The sequence below is a fragment of the Pseudidiomarina terrestris genome (assembly GCF_030466405.1).
Classification (GTDB): Bacteria; Pseudomonadota; Gammaproteobacteria; order Enterobacterales; family Alteromonadaceae; genus Pseudidiomarina; species Pseudidiomarina terrestris.
The window spans coordinates 228,119-246,155 of sequence record NZ_JAGGJF010000003.1 but is presented as its reverse complement, the minus strand read 5'-3'; the positions used below and the strand labels follow the sequence as shown (position 1 = coordinate 246,155).

The window sequence follows — 18,037 nt, the reverse complement described above, 5'->3', positions numbered from 1 at the left end:
TGGGGGGAATCTCGTAAGTTGAATCAATAGGTCAGTGTTGCTTGCGACTCTACTGGGGCTCTGGCATCTTGTCAATATAGACGTCTAGATACCCATACCCACCACAGGCGCCACAAACTCATCAGACAAAGGCCTTTTAATGTTGTTTATTTGTCCAATTGCTTGTGGTATCCGGGGTTATTCACGATAATAAAACAAATCATCAAGCAAATTAGCGAGATAGGTGAACCTATGCCCTCCTTTGATATTGTATCTGAAGTCGATACTGTGGAACTGAGAAATGCTGTCGATAATGCCAACCGGGAGTTAAGCTCACGCTTTGACTTTCGCGGTGTCGATGCGCACATCGACTTAAAAGAGACGACCGTGACTTTGGCTTCAGAGTCTGACTTTCAGGTCCAGCAACTGCATGACATTTTTGCCAACCATTGCGCCAAACGAAACCTTAGTCTGGCAGGCACAGAATCACCGGAAGAACTGACTCATAGCGGCAAAACATTCAGTACCACAGTGACGTTTAAGCAAGGTATTGAACAGCCGCTGGCAAAAAAGATCGTCAAACTGCTGAAGGAGAGTAAGCTAAAAGTTCAGGCCGCGATTCAGGGCGATAAAGTTCGTGTCACAGGTAAAAAGAGAGATGATTTGCAACAAGCAATGGCGGTGTTACGCGAATCCGATATTGAGTTACCCTTGCAATTTGAGAACTTTCGCGACTAATACTTAATAGAGTGCTAATAGAATATTAGTAGAGCCCCGCAGCAGTGAGTTGAGAATGGACGTAAACAGTCTTCTTGAGAAAATGCCAGGCGTCACCTATCAGCTGATGCGTAACCCGGCGGGGCAGTGCCACTTTGCCTATATCAGCCCATGGGTTGAATCGCTGCTGGGGTTTTCGCACCAACAGCTACTGCAGGACGCCTCCGATCTGCTCAGCGCCATCCACCCTGACGACTACCGCGATGTGACTGAGGCCGGGATTTCATCGGCCGAGCGCGGCATTGACTGGCATTATCACTTTCGCCTGCTTCGTCCAGGCAATAATGAGCTCTGGCTGAACGCGTTCAATCACGGCGAACAGTTGGCGGATGGCACTCTGGTCTGGACCGGCTATCTAGTCGAAGATAGCGAGCGGCGTCGCCTGGAGAGTGAACTTATCGCCAGCGAGCAACGCTTTCGCACCTTAGTCGAGCAGGCCAACGATATTATTTTTACCGTCGACGCCAACGGCATCCTGGGCTACTTATCACCCAACTGGCAGGACAAGCTCGGCTACGCGATAGACGAATCCATCAACCAGTCCTTCGAAGAAATCGTCCATGACGATGATATTCCCGCCTGCAATGCCTATATCCAGGCCGTGATCAGTGGTGCTGAGGAGGTCAAGGACATCGAGTTCCGTGTACGCCACGCTAACGGTGCCTGGCGCTGGTACACTTGCCGCGCTTCCTGTATTCAGGACAACAGTTGCCAGCAACCTCATTTGCTGGGCATTGCCCGTGAAATCACCGAACAGCGCCGGCAACGGGAAAAGATTGCCCGCATGGCGCGCCATGATATGCTGACGAACCTGCCCAACCGGGCCTACTTTTATGAACTGTTCGAGCGCAGCTTAGCGCTGTCGAGCCAGCAAAACCGCTCGCTTGCAGTATTATTCGTTGATTTGGACTACTTTAAGCCTGTCAACGATACCTATGGGCATAGTGTTGGCGACCAACTGCTCATTCATGTCGCCCGGCGTATCAAATCCTGTCTGCGCGACACTGACGTCGCCTGTCGTACCGGCGGCGATGAGTTTCTCGTACTCGCCAATGACCTGCCCACTGTTGAGATAGCTCACCAGGTTGCGACGAGCATTGCCGAACGCATTCGTGAAGAGCTGGCCAAACCCTTTGCCATCGAGAAGCTAAAGTTGCAAATTACTGCAAGTCTGGGCATCGCCATTTACCCCGCCCATGCTGAGCAATCCGGCGATATCCTGCGCTGCGCGGATCGTGCGATGTATCAGGCGAAAACTGACGGACGGGACCGGGTGCGCATTGCAGAGTGCGAAGATGGTAAAGCGAGCGAGAACTAAACGTGGAGTGCGGACTTTGCGGCGCGGCGCAACATGAATTGTTTTACTGTCAACGTCGTGGTTTATTAAGCGGACGCGAATTCTGGCGTTGCCGCAGCTGCCAATTAATTCAGGTCGCGCCAGCCCAACGGCTGAGCCCCAGCGAAGAAAAAGCGATTTATGACCTACACGAAAACGACCCCGATGATCCAGGCTACCGACGGTTCCTGGCGCGCTGCCTGACGCCGCTGCAACCGCGTCTGCAGCCTGGCGCCAAGGGTCTGGATTTCGGCTGTGGCCCCGGCCCGGCGCTGGCGTCAATGCTAAACAGCGCCGGCTTCCCTTGCACCACCTATGATATCTACTATGCACCCTATCCGGAACGTCTGCGCAAAACCTACGATTTCATTACCTGTACCGAAGTCATTGAGCATCTCGCCGAGCCGGCAGTCATTCTGGCGCAACTCAGCGCATGTTTACGGCCAGGCGGCTTGTTAGCACTGATGACCAAGCGTTGGCACAACCTTGAGCAGTTCAAAGGTTGGTCGTATCGCAATGACCCCACCCATATCAGCTTCTTTCACGCCGACAGCTTCCGCTGGCTGGCAGCGCACTGGCAACTTGAAATCGAGTACGACCAGCAGGACGTGGTACTGCTGCGCAAGCCCGCTTAAGTCATTGCCAGTAAAGCTCCGCCGACCAGCCAGAGTATTGCCGCAAATGACAGCGTGAGCATCAGACGCTCGGTCCAGGAGCTACTGCCATGGTCGTGCGAATGGTCGTGATCATGATGCTCGTGTTGTTGCTGTTGGCGTTGCTTACGGCGAAAAAAGTACACCAAAACCACTGAGAGTCCCAAGGCGATACAATTCAGCACAAAGCCGTAATTCAACTGAAAGTGATCGCGTTCACTGATGGCACGCACTCCCTCATTGCTGGGTAGCAAGTCAAAAGCGAATAAGCCGTAATGCATGAGCAAAGAGGTCACCACTAAACAGGTGAACAGCATAGCGGTGATGTAGAGCGCCATTTTCCAGCCATAGTACTGGGCATTAATGCGCAGTACCGGCAATACCACTAAATCTGAGAATATAAAGGCCATGACGCCGGCAAAGGCCACTCCTTCGCCAAAAAGTACCGCCGCCAGCGGAATATTCCCCATGGAGCCAATAAAAGTGAAAAATGCGGCAACAGGGCCAATCACGGTTTGCTGCAGTACTTGCCAAAAACTTAAATCGCCCCCGCTCGCACCTGCGCCCTGAAACAGCCAGGCGAAGAACTCAGAGGGTACAAATGAGGAAATCAAGCCGGCGACGGTGAACCCGATCAGGACATCTTTCCAGACCATCTGCCATTCCATTACGAAGCGCTTTGACACCATCTGCCAGAGCTCTGGATCGCCTAGGTCAGCCCAATGCCGCAGGTCATAGCCTTTGTCATCGCCATCCTCGGCATCGCCATCCCGGGCTTGCTTAATGAGTTGTGTCGGGCGTGTGAGTTTAACAAAGGCCCAGGCTGAAAGAATTAATAGAACGCCGCCGAGGTATTCGCCCAGGACGAATTGCCAGCTGAGAAAAACCGCAATGACAAAACCCAGCTCAATCACCAGATTGGTGGACGCCAGTAAGAACGCCATGGAAGCTGTGAAGGCGGCACCTTTGTTAAAAAGCGCCCGGGTGGTGGCCAGTGCTGCGAAGCTACAGGAGCTGGAGATAAAGCCAAAGAAGGTGCCAAGGGCCAGCGACTTTGCACCATCGTTGCCCATAACCGCACGCATTTGCCGCCGGGTGATGAGAACCTGGATGATGCTGCTGAGAAAATAGCCCAGCACGAATGCCCACAACGCCATCCAGAAAAAGCCGAGGCTCGTGGTGGCAGCATCTTCCCACCCCTGCACAAAATCTCCCATATTGCAGCTCCCTAGTTGGTATCTGGTCTCAAACATAGCATACTAAAGCGGTTCGATTCACCCGCTCAATCAGGAAAGGACAGACTATGACTGCACACTGGCAAGCACGCCGCTCAGGCCCTTCGACTCAGCGCCCTGGCGATCGCCGTACCCCATGGCAACGTGACCGGGCCCGCGTGCTCCACTCCGCGGCTTTTCGCCGGCTGCAGTCAAAAACTCAGATCATGAACGTGGGTGAGAACGATTTTTACCGCACGCGCTTAACCCACTCCCTGGAAGCCGCGCAAATCGGTGCCTCGCTGATTAACCAGCTAAGCCATGTTGGCTCTGAGTCTGAAGTGGCGATGTTGCCTGACTTAAACCTTATGGAGACCTTGTGCCTTGCCCATGATATCGGTCACCCGCCGTTTGGTCATGGTGGCGAAACCGCACTGAACTTTAAGATGCTGCCCTCGGGCGGCTTCGAAGGCAACGGCCAGACCTTTCGTATTGTCGGTAAACTTGAGGCTTACCATCCCGATCATGGCATGGATCTGACCCGCCGAACCTTACTTGGCTTACTCAAATACCCCGTGCTGATGCCAGAGCTGCCCGTTCCAGCAAGCTCCGAGCCACCGGGCAGCCTTGCTCAGTGGCGACCGGCGAAAGCTCTGTTTGCCTGTGACAGTGATCTGCTGGACTGGGTGCTGGAGCCTCTCTCCGACACCGACCGTGAACAGTTCCAGGCCCTTGACACCCTGGCGCAAAGCCCATGGCAGAAGTCTAAGCATAAGAGCCTTGACGCATCACTGATGGAGCTTGCCGATGATATTGCCTACGGTGTGCACGACCTTGAAGATGCCGTGGTCACCGGAACCTTATCCGAAAGTCAGTGGCATACCCATCTTGATGAAGTTGTGGCGAACCTCAATCCCGAGCTCGCCAACCTGATGCAGCAACTCGGTCGTCAGCTGTTTTCGAATGAACACAGTGTCCGTAAAGACGCCATTGGCGCGCTGGTAAATATTTTTGTGACCAAGGTGCATATCACCGAAGTCCTCGCTGATGCCGAAGAGCCGCTGGTACGTTTCAACGCCTGCCTGCCTGAGGCTGAAAGGTATTTGTTAGACAGTTTGAAAGCGGTTGTCTTTGAACACGTCATTAATCAGCCCGCCATTCAGCAACTGCGCTACCGCAGTCAAAACATGCTGTTAAACCTGTTCACTGCATTTCATACGGAACCTATGCGATTGCTACCCCACAATACGCGTGCCCGCTGGCAAGCAGCCTATAGTAAACAGGGACAGTCGGCTGCCGATCGCATACTTTGCGATTACATCGCCGGCATGACAGATGACTACGCAGAGCGCATGTACCGTAACCTTTTCGTCATTTAAAGCTGGCTACACTCTACCTAAATGGGAATAACTCGCATTTGCTATTGCAAATGCGAATAGTTTTTATTTATACTGCCCCGCAAATTGTTCTTAATAATAACTTTTGGGGGAAATATGCGTTATTCCATGATCGCCAGCGCGCTGGCGTTAGCTCTCACCACTCCAGCAAGTCTGGCAGCAACAGAGACACCGGATGCTACCGAGGTCATTAAAATCATCGGTTCCGCTGAAGATGCCAAAACTGTCGCCGGATCCGGTGCTGTCGTCACGCCTGAACAGCTGAATGTGGAAGTCAATGCCGACATTAATCAGCTTCTGAAAACCGTTCCGGGTGTCTATATCCGCGAAGAAGATGGCCAGGGCTTACGTCCAAACATTGGTATTCGCGCGGCAGCAGGCGGTCGCTCGAGCAAAGTGACTTTGCTCGAAGATGGCGTCATGATTGCGCCAGCTCCTTATTCGAACCCAGCAGCGTATTATTTCCCTGAAGCCTATCGGATGCATAGCATCGAAGTACTGAAAGGCGCGCCTTTGTTACGCTACGGCCCGCAAACGACCGGTGGTGTCATCAACTTACTGACCACACCAATTCCACAGCAGCCACAAGGCCAGATCACCCTGCGTATGGGTGAAAACAACAGCCGTGATATCCATGCCTACTATGGCGGCACTTCAGGTGCTTTCGGCTGGCTGATTGACACCGTTCAGCGCGATTCAGATGGCTTTAAAACCATTGACCGTAGCAACCGCGATGCTGGTCACGACATCGAAGACTACCTGATCAAACTGCGCTGGTCGGGTGTAAACCAGAGCCTGACGGCGAAAATGCAATACTCAGAGCAGGTTTCCAACGAAACATATGCTGGACTGACCGATGCAGACTTCGCCGCCACCCCTAATCGTCGTTACGGTTTAACCGCCATCGACCAGATGGACAATCAGCATTCAGGCTTTACCCTGACCTATGATGCCACGCTCACGGAAAACCTGAACCTGACCGCCATTGCTTATCGCAATGAGTACAAGCGCGATTGGTTTAAAGGCAGCCCTAGCAGTCTGATTGAGGCAGCCAACGCTGGCGACGCAGATGCAATCGCTGTTTTACATGGTGAGCAGGATTACGCGGGGCTGGACTACAAACACAACAACCGTGCGTATGAGTCTTATGGTCTTGAACTGCGCCTCAATGCTCTGGTGGGTGACCACGATATTGAGTTTGGCGCACGTGACCACACTGACAGCATGGATCGTTTCCAGCCGGTTGAGATTTATGACCAGGTCAACGGCAGTCTGGTTTACCAGCAGACGGTGCAACCCACGGGCAGCAATAACCGCCTTGAAGGTGCTGACGCCAATGCGTTCTGGCTTGCAGACACCTGGCAAGCGACGGCGGACTTCAAAGTGCAGGCAACCTTGCGCTACGAAGATGTTGATACCTATCGTAAGCAATTCGCCAACACGGACCGCAGCGATACGCCAAGTTTCCGCAGCAGTGATACTCAGGAATGGCTGCCGGGCGTTTCATTTACTTATGACCTGAATGACAACGTACAAGTGTTGGCCGGTGTGCACCGTGGCTTTGCTCCTTTAGGCGGTGGCGCCAAGCAAACTGACGAACCAGAAACCAGCAGCAACTTTGAATTCGGTGCGCGTTACAATGAGGCCAGCTTCTTTGCTGAAGCCATTGTGTTCCGCAGCGACTTTAATAACCAAGCGGAAAGCTGCTCCGTGGCAAGCCCTTGCAGTAACGGCGCAACGTCTGGCAGCTTCGTCACGGGTGAAGCTTTGGTACAAGGTCTTGAAGTACAGTTAGGACAAACCTGGAAACAAGGTCAATGGACCATCCCGGCGAGCTTCAACTATACCTACACCAGTGCCGAAATCAGTGAAGATAATCCGGTAACCGGCGTTCAGGATGGTGATACTTTAGCCGACATTCCGGAGCATATTTTCAGCGCGCGCTTAGGCCTTCTGAACGACAACGGCTGGGACAACCATCTGATTGTTAAGTACATGGATGAAACTTGCATCAGTGTGGGCTGTAAGCGTGAAAACGACCCCATGCTACTTACTGATTCGTTGCTGACGGTAGACTGGGTAAGCCGTTATCCGCTGTCTGAACAGACCACCGTGTTCCTGAAAGTTGAGAACCTGTTTGACGAGCAAGTGATTATCTCACGTTTGCCATATGGCGCCCGTCCGAACAAACCGCAAACCGTATCGGTCGGTTTTGACTATCGTTTCTAAACGATCAGGTTAAGTCAGCCATCGGCTATAAACAGCAAGTGCGACTAAACGTGCACTTGCTGTTTTTCTATCCACTGCAAGACCTCGGCTAAAGGTTTCGGATGACAGAACAGGTAACCTTGCATTAATTTACAGCCATGCGCGACCACGTAATCCCGCTCAGCCTCAGTCTCTACCCCCTCAGCTACCGTGCGAATATCAAGTTCACTGGCAATCGCCAGTACGCCACGGGTAATTGCAGAGTTACGCTTGGTGCTATCAACATTATGAATAAACGACTGGTCGATCTTTAAGCCATCCACCGGCAATTGGTTCAAATAACTTAGACTGGCAAAACCGGTTCCAAAATCGTCGATGGAAAGCCCCAGTCCCAGATCGCGTAATTTATGCAGCAGGGCAATCATGTTATGGCTATCGCGCATAAATACATTCTCGGTGATCTCGACCACTAGTTGATCGCGCTCAATGCCAAATTCTGTCATCACGTCTTTGACGTCCTGGATAAAGTCATCCCGATAAAACTGCAGTGGTGAAAAATTCACACTGACAGTTTCAAGGCCTGCACCTAATAGTGCCTTAGTGTCGTGACAGGCTTGCCGGAACACCCAGTCGGCAATCGCAATAATTTGCCCCGTAGCCTCCGCCAATGGAATAAACTCACCAGGTGAGATATAGCCCTTTTCCGGATGCCGCCAGCGAATCAATGCCTCCACGGCACGTGGCTGGCCGTGTTGGTCAACGATAGGCTGATAAAAGAGTTCAAACTGTTCCGCCTGGATGGCTTCCTGCAACTGCGTACGTAGTTCAATCTGATGTTGCATCCCGGCATCCAGATCAGTGCTATACCAATGGTACGAACTACCGCCGCGGCGCTTGGCTTCGTACATCGCCACATCCGCGCGCTGAATCAATTCAAGCGGGTGATTAAATACCGCGCTGTTATCAGCGATACCAATAGTTGCCGAAAGCGATACCTCCAGTTCATCAAACCGGTAAGGCTGATGGAACTGATTGAGTAATTTCATCGCTAAGCCACTCACTGCATCGCGGTCGCGGGTACTGGTGACAACAGCGACAAACTCATCACCACCAAAGCGGGCGAGTAGGTCCTCTGGCGCCATCTGCGCCTTCAGCCGTTCAGCAGTCTCCACCAGGATGCGGTCGCCAACGGCGTGGCCGAGACTGTCATTAATAGGTTTAAAGCCATCCAGATCAATAAACAGCACGGCGACCTCGCACGGATCTCCATCACCGTCCTGGGCCAGACATTTAGCCAGACATTCTTCCAGAGCATTGCGGTTTGGCAGGTGCGTGAGCACATCATGTTTGGCAAGGTATTCAAGCTCTTCCTGACGGGTGACACGCTCGGTGATATCACTTAACAAACCAATAAAGTGAGTGACTTTTTCGCCGCTATCCCGCACTGGGGATATAATGAGATCGTTCCAGAAGGGCGTGCCATCTTTGCGATAGTTAAGAATGGTCACCCGAACTTCTTCGCGTCGGTTCAAGCCTTCCCGAATCTTTTGCACCGCCGCAGGATCTGTCCCCTCGCCCTGTAAAAAGTTGCAACTGCGTCCGATGATTTTTGTGTCGTCATGATATCCAGTGATCTCTTTAAATGCCGGATTCACATAAATGATGGGGTAACCAGACGTGTTGGCATCACTGATAATCAGACCATTGGTACTGGACTCGACACTACGCTCTAGCAGCGCCAGCTGCGACTCATTCCGTTTTGCCGCAGTGACATCTTTGGCAATACCATGCACGCCGGTGATCTCACCGTTAATGATGATCGGCATGTTGGTGATATCCAGGTGGTGCATTGCACCCTTACGATCGAATATTTTAATTTCATAGCGTTGCGGCTTACCTGACAACGCCACCTCAAAATGCGTCCGTGTCTTGGCCCGCTCGTACTCAGGTACCACAAGTTCGTAGTGCTGACCCAGTACTTCGAGTTCGTCGTAGCCAATTAAGTCGGAGCCAGCCCGGTTTAAACTCATAAAGTTCCCGTCACGGTCGAGGGTGAACACCGTTTCCGGGTTATAGCTGAACAGCGAGCGGTTGTGTTGCTCGCTACGCTCACGCTGAACGCGGTCGTTGTGCTGGTCAATCACCAAGGCCACCAAATCGCGACTACGTTGAATGAGATCTAACTCACGTAGACAGGGTTTGCGCGCTTTATTGAAGTACACCGCAAAGGTGCCAATCACATTCTTATTTGTGGGCGACATGACCGGATAGGACCAGCAGGCGCGTAGATTATGAGTCTCAATCAGATCTTTAAAAGCATCAAAGCGGGCATCCCGGGTCATATCCTCTACCACCACCGGAATTCTACGATACGCTGCGGTCCCGCACGAACCTACACCATCAGCAATGGGTAAGCCTTGTAACGCCTGCGTAAACTCGTCTGGCAGGCTCAACGCAGTCGCGGCGTTCAAAACCCCTTTATTAGAATCAACCAGCATCACCGAGCACATGGCATTGCCAATCTGGTCTTCAATCAACGCACAGATATCAGTGAGCTTTTCGTTGAGCGGCTTATTTTGCGCTAAGGAGGCGAGCGTCCGGAATTTGGCATTGACCAACCGTGTCAAGCGGACACGCTCGCGATGACCTATCCACCAGCCAATCGCAATGCAAACAATTGCCAGGAGCAGACCATACACAAGGAATTGATGCTGCCATTCGAGTTGTCCTATGGTCACAGGCCTTCCTTTAGGTTTGGGAAAGGGTAGTTCCTACCCAATTGCTGAGTATTGCTAAAGATTGTTCACCTTTCAAGCAGCTTTTGGTAACGATAACGATGCCAGATTAGTCCAACCAGCAAAAGAGCCACGCCCACGCCAATGAGAGTTAACTCCACCATCAGCGCCAGGCTTACACAGCCAATGAGTCCTAGTACTGACCAAAACCGGGCAATAAATCGCTGCTCTGGTGCTACCTTAAGTGCGGCAAGGTTAGTGATACTGTAGTAGATAAGTACGGTAAACGCGCTAAATGTCCATGCTAGCTTGATGCCGCCGAACAGCGCAATCACCATCATAATGGCGGCGGTCACCAGGGTCGCCGCCGGTGCCGAGGTATTGCCGACATTTAACTTTGCCCAGCGTAACGGCAGATCATTGCGCCGCGCCATGGCCAGAATCACTCGTGAAACACCCAGCACCAAATTCAAGGTGACCCCCAACATAGCAATGATGGCGCCGGCAAAGACCACATTGTGGACCTGACCTGCGGGTATCAGCTGGGTTAAAATGAAATCTTCGCCAATACCTGCCGGAGCCAGATGAACGATGGCCCAGCCGACCGCTCCGTAGAGCAGCGTGACCACGATCATGGTGGCGATGATCGCCCGCGGAATCGTGCGCCGTGGCTGCTGTACTTCTTCACCCATGGTGGCGATACGTCCATAACCAGTGTAGGCAACAAATAGCAATGCTGCGGCAGCCAACAGGTCACGCCAGCTGCTATTACCGCCTCCAGTTACAGGCATCGACATCGCCTCTTGTGGCTGCTGAGCTGACCAGACCACAAACACCAACAAACTTGCGATGGCTAGTAAAACCATCAGCGCATTGACTTGATTGGAGCGCCGTAAGCCGGCAAGTACCAATGCGGTAATCGCTGCCAGTAATCCGACCGCCAAGGCGATGACTGCACCTTCAGACCAGCCAAGATAATGGTTCAGCAACCAGGCACTGGCCAGAGCCGCCGCTGCCGCAGACGCACTTTTTGCGCAGACAAAGAGCCAACCGGCACTAAAGCCTAAATCATGATTCAGAAATTTATAGCCATACTCATAGGTACCGCCACTTACCGGATGCACGGCAGCCAACTGCGCGCTCGACAATCCGTTGCATAAGGCGACAAAGGCGGCCAGTAAAATAGCGATCAGCAAACCGTCGCCGGCAAGGCCGTAGCCGAATCCCAAACTCACAAAGGCTCCGGTACCAACAATGGATCCCAACCCCAAAACAATTGCGCCCGGTAGGCCGGTCGTGCGTATTAGTCGCGCGTCACTCATGGTTCTGTCCCAAAAACTTGCTACTGTTAGCCCAGTGTACCCACGCACACCATTGGTGTCATCGATCTGCTTTGCTAAGTTTAACGTACACAGTTGAAACTCATAATGAAGACGTTCTCTATGAAACACCGCGTTGGCATCGTCTGGCTACAAAATGAATTACGAACCGATGATAACCCACTGCTTTGCAAAGCAGCTGCAGAGTGTCAGCAGCTGATTGTTCTGTATTGTGCCAATCCCAAATGGTTTGATGCCAACCGGTACGGCTTGCGCAGTATTGGCGAGCGCAGGTGGCGCTTTATCTGGGAGAGCCTGACCAACTTAGATGCGCTGCTTCAACAGCTTGGCCAGCAATTGCTGGTGCTTCCGCAATCTCCTTTACATGCTATTGCCGAGCTCATCACCGCACACAATGTTGATGCCCTTTATTACGCTGAGCACCCCGGTGTTTACGAGCGGACCTACGCGGAGCTTCTCAAGCGCCGTTATCCACTTTTGCAGCATCACGCGGTCTGCAGTCAGAGCCTCTGGGAACAGCAGCAACTGCCGTTTACACTGGCTGACTTACCGGATTCTTTCTCGAAGTTCCGCCGGCAACTGGAACAAAACGATCTTCGGGACGCCATCCCTGCACCGCTCTCGTCCCCGCGACAGTTGCCGCCACCACCGGCGGGTCTGCTCGCTGTCCCGCGACAACCTTTACCAGTCGTCACAGCACCACAACACCCGCAATTTGTCGGCGGTAGTCATGCCGCGTATGAACACGTGCAAGCTTACTTTGCCAGTGGCGCCGCCAGCACCTATAAAGAAACCCGCAATGCACTCGATAGCTGGTCTGCTTCCACTAAATTTTCCGCCTGGCTTGCCGATGGCTCACTCTCAGTCAGGCGCCTGCACCAGCAACTGCTCAATTATGAACAGCAACAGGGCGCTAATGAAAGTACCTACTGGATCTTCTTTGAACTGATGTGGCGCGAATACTTCCACTGGTATGGACATCGCCACGGGCGCTCTCTTTTTACCTTTCATGGCATCAAAGAGCAGCGCCCGCAAACCAGTTTTTATGCGGGCCGCTGGCAACAGTGGTGCAGTGGCACCACGCCATTCCCCATCGTCAATGCCTGCATGAATCAGCTCAACGCTACGGGCTATCTCTCCAATAGGGGCAGACAACTAGTGGCAAGCTGCTTTGTGCATGAGCTGCAACTGGACTGGCGTTACGGCGCGGCGTTTTTTGAGCAGCAGCTGATCGACTATGATGTCAGCTCCAACTGGGGTAACTGGCAATACCTGGCAGGGGTGGGCGCAGACCCACGTGGCCATCGCCGCTTTGATTTGGACAAGCAAACCCGCCAATACGACCCCAATGGCGACTTCATTGCGCGCTGGCACGGCAGGGTTGAAGCAACGCTCGACTGGGTTGATGCCGCCGACTGGCCAATTCACCCACCGAAGTAACCGCGCCGATCAACGCATGCACAACAATTGTTCGTTGCGCTGACCTGATAAAGCTGGCTACTATCGAGGACGAGCAAACTACTATTCGTCCATTAAAGGCCGGGGAAGCGTCTATGCATTCAATTCTAAAAACTGTTGTCGCCATGACATTTGTTATTGCGACCAACCCGTTGGCAACAGCAGCAGAGTTTAAGCAAGGGCGCGTCATTGAAAGCGCCGAAGAGTTTTCAGTGCTCAGTCACAAAGCCCGTATCGCCCCCGAAAATGCCATGCTCAACGAACGTATGCAGACGCTGTTGCCCCAACTTATGGCAGAAACTGACATCGATATGTGGCTGGTCATCAATCGCGAGTATGCTGAAGACCCGGTGTATTACACCTTAGTGCCGCAGCCCACCTTTGCTGCCCGCCGCACGACCATGCTGGTGTTTCATCGTAACGCCGACGGTACCGTTGAGCGTCTGTCGGTCAACCGCTACCCATTGGGCGAACCCTACGAATCCGTTTGGTCTGGCGGCGATCTCGACCAACAATGGCAAGCGCTGGCGGATTTGATTGCCGAGCGCAACCCGCAGCGTATCGGCATTAATGTCTCCCGCGACTGGCCGGTGGCAGACGGCCTGACCCACGGCTTGCAAGAGCGTTTACGTGAGGTATTATCCGCTGACCTGCAGCAGCGTCTGGTCTCGGCTGAAGAGCTGGTGGTACGCTGGGTGGAAACCCGCACGCCACAGGAAGTTGCCGTCTATCCGCAAGTTGTCGCGCTCGCCCGCGGGGTCATCGCCGAAGCTTTCAGCAATAAAGTCATCACTCCAGGCGTGACCACCACCGAAGATGTTGCCTGGTTTATTCGTGACCGTTTTGCCGAGTTGCAACTGCCGATCTGGTTTATGCCTTATGTCACTCTGCAACGCGCCGGGAATGGCTGTACCGACGAACAAGCCTTCTGCGGTCAGGCCGGGCACACCATTCAACGGGGCGATGTCATCCACACCGATGTCGGTATTTGCTACCTGAAACTCTGTACCGACACCCAGGAGCTGGCCTACGTGCTCCCCTTTGGCACCAGCGAGGTACCACAGGAACTGCAGGACGCCATGGCCCGCGGGAACTTATGGCAGGATCACCTGACCGCTGCCTTCAAGACCGGCCGCAGCGGCAACGAAGTACTTGAACAGACCCTGCTAAAAAGCACTGAAGCAAGCCTGATGTCCAGCACCTACACCCATCCGTTGGGTTTTTACGGTCACGCGCCAGGGTCAACTATTGGCATGTGGGACAACCAAGGGCCTACTCCGATTCGTGGCGACTGGCCGATCTATGCCAATACGGCTTACGCCATTGAGGGTAACGTTAAGGTTCCTCTGCAAATGTGGGACGGACAAAACGTGCAAATCATGCTTGAGCAAAGTGCCTTCTTCGACGGCACTGCGGTCACTTACCTTGCCGGTCGCCAGACCCAATGGCATGTCATACGTTAACTGGAGCGGGCTCATGTCTGAAAAATTAACGACGATTTGTGTGTACTGCGGTGCCAATGCAGGTTTTAGTCCGGTTTATCAGGACGCCGCCGTGCAGCTTGCGGATACTCTGGCCAACGCCGGTATCACTTTGGTTTACGGTGGTTCCAGCGTCGGCTTAATGGGAATTCTTGCGGATCGCGTGCTCGCACAGGGCGGCCACGTCATCGGGGTGATCCCGCAAGCTCTGGTCGATAAAGAGTTGGCTCATGAGGGGCTGACCGAGTTGCATGTGGTGCCTTCAATGCATGCCCGCAAAGCCAAAATGGCAGAGTTAGCTGACGGCTTTATCGCTATGCCCGGCGGCATGGGAACTCTCGAAGAACTTTTTGAGATGCTGACCTGGGCGCAGCTTGGCTTTCACCAAAAAAGTTGTGCAGTCCTTAACGTTGACGGCTACTATGAAAGCCTACTCAACTTTCTTGAGGGGGCGGTTTCTCAGGGCTTCATTCGTGACGAGCACCGTCATCTTTTGCTCAGCCACGACGACCCGGTGACCCTGCTCGAGTTGATGGAAGCGCACGAAGCACCGCAGCAGCCGAAATGGATAACCGCCGCAGAGACTTAATTTTAACAACCATGATGGAACACTTATGCGTACTCTTTTTCTTACCTTTGTCCTGTTACTAAGCAGCGTGGTCAGCGCTCAGGAAGCACGTCCTATCAGTGCGAGTGAGGCGCAACAGGTGACCGCAGCCATTGAGGCTTTTCTCTATGGGGCATCGATCAACGATGCGCAGGCCCATGATAAATTCTGGGCGCCAGAACTGACCTATACCAGCTCCAACGGTACACGCTTTGGTAAAGCCGAATTGATGCAAGGCCTGATGGGCAGTGAAGCGCTTAGCGATGGTGAAGTCACCGCTTGGTACACGGCTGAAAATATTGAACTGAAATCCTTTGGCACAGCTGTGATTGTCAACTTCACACTGGTTTCCACTCAGGTGCTGGATCAGTCTCGCGAGACCTTTTTAAACAGTGGGGTTTTGGTGCCCCGGCGTGACGGCTGGCAAGCGGTCAACTGGCATGCCACCCGCGCCGCGCCAGCCACACAACCTTAACGCGGGGCCAATTACCAGCCGTTGATGCGCGGCCAGAACACCAGTTCATCGCCGTCGGGCACAACGTAGCCCTGAAACTGACTGGCCGTGGCGCAGGCATGGTTCGGGAGAATGCGTACCTTGCTGCCCACGCGGAGTTCCGGCAGTTTGGCTTTGCTACCTTTACGCAGCGCCAGCACACCATGTTCCTGGCTGGTATTGGCCACAATCAAATCCGGATAAGGGGTGCCATCCATCGCACAGACCAACCCATAGCCCTGGTCCACCTCTTGTTTCGCTGTACCGCGATCCCGGGATAACGCCATCCACCCCGCATCGGTCATGATCCAGCCCTTGTCGGAGCGGTGGCCAATGACTGTCGCCACAACGCTAATTGCAATATCGTCGGTACTACAGACGTGGATACCCGCCATCACCAGATCATGAAAAACGTAAACCCCCGCGCGCATTTCGGTTATGCCCGTCAGATCTTTGGCAAAATGCGCTGTCGGTGTCGAGCCGACACTGACGATCTCACAGGGCAGCCCCGCATCAAGTAACTGTTGTTTTACTGCGACCGCAGTCATGCGTTCGTGTTCAGCGGCAGCTTGCTTGGCAGCTTTATCGGGACAATGATAAGACCCGCCCGCATGCATTAAAATCCCTGCAAGTTGGTTATTTTCGTGCAGTATTCGCCCAATTTCGACGATTTTATCATCACCAGGCTGTAACCCGGCGCGCTCGCCGTCGCAGTCAATTTCAATCAGTGCGGGAATGCTAAGCCGTTCCATTTTCGCAAAAGCCACCACAGCTTCCGCTTGCGCTTTGCTGTCTAACAATACGCGGAGAGTCACCTCCGCCCTGTTTAGTCGTGCCACCCGCGGCAACTTGTCAGGACTAATACCGACTGCATAGGTCATATCGGTAAAGCCATGCTCAGCGAAATATTCCGCCTCTTTCAGCGTAGAAACTGTGATAGGCCCCCGCCCGGCGGGAATCATCCGGCGCACGATATCAACAGATTTCGCGGTTTTTACATGGGGACGCAGGGGCACACCGAGTTTATCCATGTGCACCTGTAAACGTTCACAGTTCGCGCGCATTTTCTCGGGATCAAGCAAGAGGTAGGGCGTGGTTAAATCAGCCAGATTGTTCATCGCATGGGTGCCTTTTGCAGATGTTGCTGTGGAAGTAATGCTCATTATGGAAGAGCAATGGCAAAGCGACAAGTGCTCCTGCACGCGAGTGCGACCTCACGATGCGTGCAGGAGCAGGCACAACCTTATCGACGGCGGCGTTTACGGGCACTTTTATTGCGCCGTTGCCACCATAGGTAAGTTCCGGTAATTCCTAAAAGTAACGGGGTCAAGCCGACCACACACCATAAGATTTTAATAGGTAAGCCGCCAAAGGTACCAAAATGCAGGCGCCGGAAACTATCCAGGGTTTTCATCCCGACGCCTTGTTCATTCAGGTTGTAGGTACTTTGATAAGCTCCCGTCCAGGGGTCAAAGTTCACCACCGAGCCATAGTTGCTTAGTAACGGATTCGCTGTCGGCGCCCGGCCAAATACCGTGAAAGGTAATTCGGGTTCAAAGGGGAACAACAAATAGGTCGGCTTAAAGTCATCTATGGCATCTTGACTGCGCGCCACCAGGCTATCGATATCCAGGTGGTCCGCGTACAACCGCTCCGACATGATGTGGTGCTCAGCACCATCGCCATGCTCTTTAAACTCTTCCCAGTAAATGATGGCACTGTAGTAACCGCCGGTAATACCCAGAATGAGCAATATCGGTGACGCCAGTGTGCCAAACATTTTATGCAAGTCGCTAAACACTACTAATAATCGTTGATTCCAGCGTAGGGTGAACACGCGCGCCCAGAAACGACGATAGATGATCAGTCCGGAAATGCCCATAAAGACCAGGAACACTGCCAGTATAAAGGTGATAATCAGACCCAGGTGCTCGTCTAGCCCCTCGATATCGTTAAGCAGCAGGGTGTAATGCAACTCCAGCAACCAGTCGGTCAGGTAATGGCCCGGTGTGGTCGGCTGGCTCAACAGCTCACCAGTGTAGGGATCCAGGTGGACCTTATGCCACTCGTCGGTACCCTCTTTGATCACGAACACCCGATCGGCTTCATCGTGACCCGCCGGGAAAATCTCCCAACTACCCATTTCATAGTCCGGCAGCTGCGCGTTCACCCGTTCAGTCAAGGTATTAAGAGACAAGCGCTCACCGCCGGTCTGGGAAAGTCCGGTAACCTCCGGGATCAGCCACCCATCAATTTCTTTTTTGAAGATAAGAATGCTGCCGGTCAGACAGACAAAAAGGAAAGGGATCAAAATAATGATCCCTATCCAACCATGCCATTTATGGAGAGTCTTGCGCAT

At 53.1% G+C, this 18,037-nt stretch carries 14 protein-coding genes; 9 read left to right on the top strand and 5 right to left on the bottom strand.

All coding sequences use genetic code 11. The features are described 5' to 3' along the window. The first annotated feature begins 231 nt into the window (after window positions 1-231). The 3 genes from J6J34_RS08000 to J6J34_RS07990 are packed head-to-tail and all read left to right on the top strand — an operon-like array spanning window position 232 to window position 2,727. On the top strand, window positions 232-717 hold the full coding sequence (locus tag J6J34_RS08000) for a YajQ family cyclic di-GMP-binding protein (protein ID WP_301721274.1): 486 nt from the start codon (window positions 232-234) through the stop codon (window positions 715-717). Between the two features lie 55 nt (window positions 718-772). Further along, window positions 773-2,074 (top strand): sensor domain-containing diguanylate cyclase, encoded by a 1,302-nt coding sequence (locus J6J34_RS07995; protein ID WP_301721275.1) that lies wholly within the window; start codon window positions 773-775, stop codon window positions 2,072-2,074. Between the two features lie 2 nt (window positions 2,075-2,076). Then, a complete protein-coding gene (locus tag J6J34_RS07990) occupies window positions 2,077-2,727 on the top strand; it encodes a class I SAM-dependent methyltransferase (protein ID WP_301898841.1) in 651 nt (216 codons plus the stop codon). Here the strand turns inward: J6J34_RS07990 and J6J34_RS07985 are convergent. After that, on the bottom strand, window positions 2,724-3,962 hold the full coding sequence (locus J6J34_RS07985; protein ID WP_301898840.1) for a permease: 1,239 nt from the start codon (window positions 3,960-3,962) through the stop codon (window positions 2,724-2,726). The two genes, J6J34_RS07990 and J6J34_RS07985, sit on opposite strands and share 4 nt — an antisense overlap. Before the next feature lie 86 nt (window positions 3,963-4,048). On the opposite strand from J6J34_RS07985, the gene J6J34_RS07980 reads away from it, so the two are divergent. Further along, window positions 4,049-5,338, top strand: a complete 1,290-nt coding sequence (locus tag J6J34_RS07980) for an anti-phage deoxyguanosine triphosphatase (RefSeq protein ID WP_301898839.1) — start codon at window positions 4,049-4,051, stop codon at window positions 5,336-5,338. Between the two features lie 114 nt (window positions 5,339-5,452). After that, window positions 5,453-7,585 carry a TonB-dependent receptor family protein gene (locus J6J34_RS07975; RefSeq protein WP_301898838.1) on the top strand — a complete coding sequence of 711 codons (2,133 nt, stop codon included), beginning with the start codon at window positions 5,453-5,455 and terminating at the stop codon, window positions 7,583-7,585. 44 nt (window positions 7,586-7,629) lie between these two features. On the opposite strand, the gene J6J34_RS07970 is transcribed toward J6J34_RS07975, so the two are convergent. Together J6J34_RS07970 and J6J34_RS07965 are read right to left on the bottom strand one after the other, a co-directional pair. Beyond that, complete coding sequence (locus tag J6J34_RS07970; RefSeq protein WP_301721281.1) at window positions 7,630-10,302, bottom strand: EAL domain-containing protein; 2,673 nt, start codon at window positions 10,300-10,302, stop codon at window positions 7,630-7,632. A gap of 65 nt (window positions 10,303-10,367) precedes the next feature. Next, complete coding sequence (locus tag J6J34_RS07965) at window positions 10,368-11,621, bottom strand: APC family permease (protein ID WP_301721283.1); 1,254 nt, start codon at window positions 11,619-11,621, stop codon at window positions 10,368-10,370. Window positions 11,622-11,741: 120 nt separating this feature from the next. On the opposite strand from J6J34_RS07965, the gene J6J34_RS07960 reads away from it, so the two are divergent. From J6J34_RS07960 to J6J34_RS07945, 4 genes are all read left to right on the top strand, one after another. Then, complete coding sequence (locus tag J6J34_RS07960; protein ID WP_301898837.1) at window positions 11,742-13,079, top strand: DASH family cryptochrome; 1,338 nt, start codon at window positions 11,742-11,744, stop codon at window positions 13,077-13,079. Between the two features lie 113 nt (window positions 13,080-13,192). Continuing rightward, window positions 13,193-14,560 (top strand): M24 family metallopeptidase, encoded by a 1,368-nt coding sequence (locus tag J6J34_RS07955; RefSeq protein ID WP_301898836.1) that lies wholly within the window; start codon window positions 13,193-13,195, stop codon window positions 14,558-14,560. Window positions 14,561-14,573: 13 nt separating this feature from the next. Further along, entirely contained in the window at window positions 14,574-15,167 is a 594-nt protein-coding gene (locus J6J34_RS07950; RefSeq protein ID WP_301898835.1) for an LOG family protein, read from the top strand. Between the two features lie 25 nt (window positions 15,168-15,192). After that, window positions 15,193-15,660 (top strand): DUF4440 domain-containing protein, encoded by a 468-nt coding sequence (locus tag J6J34_RS07945; protein WP_301898834.1) that lies wholly within the window; start codon window positions 15,193-15,195, stop codon window positions 15,658-15,660. A gap of 11 nt (window positions 15,661-15,671) precedes the next feature. Here J6J34_RS07945 and J6J34_RS07940 read toward each other — a convergent pair whose 3' ends face one another. Together J6J34_RS07940 and J6J34_RS07935 are read right to left on the bottom strand one after the other, a co-directional pair. Further along, the gene (locus J6J34_RS07940) at window positions 15,672-16,841 is read right to left on the bottom strand and encodes a DSD1 family PLP-dependent enzyme (protein ID WP_301898833.1); all 1,170 of its coding nucleotides are present in this window, start codon (window positions 16,839-16,841) and stop codon (window positions 15,672-15,674) included. Between the two features lie 80 nt (window positions 16,842-16,921). After that, the gene (locus tag J6J34_RS07935; RefSeq protein ID WP_301898832.1) at window positions 16,922-18,037 is read right to left on the bottom strand and encodes a PepSY-associated TM helix domain-containing protein; all 1,116 of its coding nucleotides are present in this window, start codon (window positions 18,035-18,037) and stop codon (window positions 16,922-16,924) included.

What these genes read in the sequence shown, in the direction of transcription:
- J6J34_RS07980 (WP_301898839.1), top strand. Translation starts at nt 4,049, where the DNA reads ATGACTGCACACTGGCAAGCACGCCGCTCAGGCCCTTCGACTCAGCGC.
- J6J34_RS07935 (WP_301898832.1), bottom strand. Translation starts at nt 18,037, where the DNA reads ATGCGCAAGACTCTCCATAAATGGCATGGTTGGATAGGGATCATTATT.
- J6J34_RS07955 (WP_301898836.1), top strand. Translation starts at nt 13,193, where the DNA reads ATGCATTCAATTCTAAAAACTGTTGTCGCCATGACATTTGTTATTGCG.
- J6J34_RS07945 (WP_301898834.1), top strand. Translation starts at nt 15,193, where the DNA reads ATGCGTACTCTTTTTCTTACCTTTGTCCTGTTACTAAGCAGCGTGGTC.
- J6J34_RS08000 (WP_301721274.1), top strand. Translation starts at nt 232, where the DNA reads ATGCCCTCCTTTGATATTGTATCTGAAGTCGATACTGTGGAACTGAGA.
- J6J34_RS07950 (WP_301898835.1), top strand. Translation starts at nt 14,574, where the DNA reads ATGTCTGAAAAATTAACGACGATTTGTGTGTACTGCGGTGCCAATGCA.
- J6J34_RS07965 (WP_301721283.1), bottom strand. Translation starts at nt 11,621, where the DNA reads ATGAGTGACGCGCGACTAATACGCACGACCGGCCTACCGGGCGCAATT.
- J6J34_RS07960 (WP_301898837.1), top strand. Translation starts at nt 11,742, where the DNA reads ATGAAACACCGCGTTGGCATCGTCTGGCTACAAAATGAATTACGAACC.
- J6J34_RS07995 (WP_301721275.1), top strand. Translation starts at nt 773, where the DNA reads ATGGACGTAAACAGTCTTCTTGAGAAAATGCCAGGCGTCACCTATCAG.
- J6J34_RS07985 (WP_301898840.1), bottom strand. Translation starts at nt 3,962, where the DNA reads ATGGGAGATTTTGTGCAGGGGTGGGAAGATGCTGCCACCACGAGCCTC.
- J6J34_RS07940 (WP_301898833.1), bottom strand. Translation starts at nt 16,841, where the DNA reads ATGAGCATTACTTCCACAGCAACATCTGCAAAAGGCACCCATGCGATG.
- J6J34_RS07975 (WP_301898838.1), top strand. Translation starts at nt 5,453, where the DNA reads ATGCGTTATTCCATGATCGCCAGCGCGCTGGCGTTAGCTCTCACCACT.